At 41.4% G+C, this 2,012-nt stretch carries 3 protein-coding genes; 2 read left to right on the top strand and 1 reads right to left on the bottom strand.

The genetic code is table 11. The annotated features are described in order from the left end of the window. Positions 1-122: 122 nt before the first annotated feature. Positions 123-599, bottom strand: a complete 477-nt coding sequence (locus tag U9O96_02605) for a hypothetical protein (GenBank protein ID MEA2053998.1) — start codon at positions 597-599, stop codon at positions 123-125. Between the two features lie 73 nt (positions 600-672). Between U9O96_02605 and U9O96_02600 the strand changes: the two genes are divergently transcribed. Both U9O96_02600 and U9O96_02595 read left to right on the top strand, forming a co-directional pair. Then, the gene (locus tag U9O96_02600) at positions 673-1,221 is read left to right on the top strand and encodes a hypothetical protein (GenBank protein MEA2053997.1); all 549 of its coding nucleotides are present in this window, start codon (positions 673-675) and stop codon (positions 1,219-1,221) included. A gap of 67 nt (positions 1,222-1,288) precedes the next feature. Continuing rightward, positions 1,289-1,588, top strand: coding sequence for a hypothetical protein (locus U9O96_02595; protein MEA2053996.1), 300 nt, complete (start codon positions 1,289-1,291; stop codon positions 1,586-1,588). Positions 1,589-2,012: the final 424 nt, after the last annotated feature.

Here is a 2,012-nt window from a genome sequence, read left to right as displayed (position 1 = left end):
CTGGTCTACTCTTTGAATGCGTAGGAAAGAAGCTCATCGGAAAGCCGTGTGAGGGAGAACTTCATGCACGGTTTGATGAGGGGAAGCTGGTGAAATTAGACTGGGGAAACCAGTTTTCTACTCTACTCCTTTCTGTAAAAACTGTTATCTATGTAAATTGAACACCCCACGATTAGTTCAGCATCTGAGTTCTGCTGGGCTCTTACTATATACCCGTCCAATGACCCAGAAAAGGTTATAGTTGCCTCCGGCCAGTTAATCGCGGAGGAAAAAAATTCTCCTATTTCGGCAAATCCAATACCTTCTCCATGACCACCCTCGAGTATCTGAGCACCAACCCACATTTTCCCAGTATCCTTGTCCGCATCTGCTTGAGCGCCTATTAGGTTCATGTCTTCCCCTTGAGTTGAGGTTATATCATCATCATAATCAAAAGGAGGGGTAAAAATCATGGGACCTTGTTGAGTTTGCATATCAATGGACGAAGCATTTGCGGGAGAAAGCGGTAGAAACACCGACACCATCAGGGCAAAAGCCACAAAACCAGCGAATGCCTTACTTATACCTTTCTTTTTCATGGCAGTTTTTTTCATTTTCATGATGACATAATGTAATGCATGTGTATATACCTTTTTGAGGTAAATATTAAGTATAGCAACACATTTAATATACATGAAAAAAAATCTTTGTTTACTTATCCTCTCTCTATCCATACTCCTTTTGATGCCCACAGCCGGAACAAAGATTGGGGGTTCACCACAAGGGGCAGAGACAATGGAAAGGACGAGCGGTCGAAATGTGACTTTTTACCAAGAGTTTAACAGTAGTTGGTGCGCAGTAAAATTTGCCCCCTCTGAAGAAATTCATATACACGAAATGTGGATAAATACCTCTTCTGTAAAAAACGTTAGGAATGACTTTTGGGAGTTTGTTTTATTTAACGAAAACAAGGCCGTCTTTGATACAGGGGGTATCGGAATGAAAATTGAGAACTATAGTGATTTCTTTCTTCATGTGAATTTCCTCTCCCTAAATTTTACCGTGGAAGATTTAGTACAGGCAGGGATGTCCGGAGGGGGAAAATATCCTCGCTATGATTTCACTCTACCCAGGGGATGCTATTACTTGGTGGCCTTTCATCCTGGGGGCGCCTACACCAATTTCACCATTTGGATGAATGCAGCCCCCCGTACATTTCGTAAATACCAGCCAAGGCAATGAGACCTATTTACTGGATGAAACTGATTTTCTCGGGACATTAAATATCTATTCGTTTAACCATTCGCTGATGTGGAAAGGGAGTAAGAAAATACATGTGGATAATACGCTAGTGGGATTTATCGATTGTTGGGGAGATGTTGGAACTACCGCCCTTAAAATTGTCCCTCCAAGCGGGGCGCCCAGTCGTATGGCTATCGTTGACGGCCCCCACAAATCATCGGTATTTGGAGATAATGAGTTCCTGTTTGCGGGGAAATACATAATTCCCATAGGGGCAAGTGAGGAATGGGGATTTGAAATAAGCAGATTAGAGAGTTTCGAGTGGCCTGATATCATATTTACGTATGCAGACGTTACCCTCCCTTAAAATGCCTCTATATATCTATTTGCATTTACATAAGGGCGAAAAAATCAGATGGGAAGGAAGAAGAAGTTTTTGGAGTTTGTGGCCAGTTGTTTTGATAGCTTTACTTACATTATGGATATATGGTTTAGGATTATTGTTTCTCCTATACGCAATAGTAAAATGGTTCCGGATAAAATATTTAATCACCAACCTAAGAGCCATCAAAGTTACTGAGCACTATGCTTTCCTGCTCAGGACAGAGATAAAGGAAATTCCTTTGGAGGAGCTGACTGGTATTTCTGCTACTCAGTCCATAGGGACTATGTGTAAAAAGTATGAATGCTTTCTACTCAGGCTCTAAACCAAGCCTTCGACAGTCTTCCTTGGTCAAAATAACCTTCATCACATAGACCTTTGCTTTAAATTTTTCGAGAAGATCTACAAC

This window comes from Candidatus Thermoplasmatota archaeon, from assembly GCA_034660695.1.
Classification (GTDB): domain Archaea; phylum Thermoplasmatota; class E2; order UBA202; family DSCA01; genus JAYEJS01.
The sequence above is the reverse complement of the archived record's forward strand: the minus strand, read 5'-3'. Positions and strand labels throughout refer to the sequence as shown.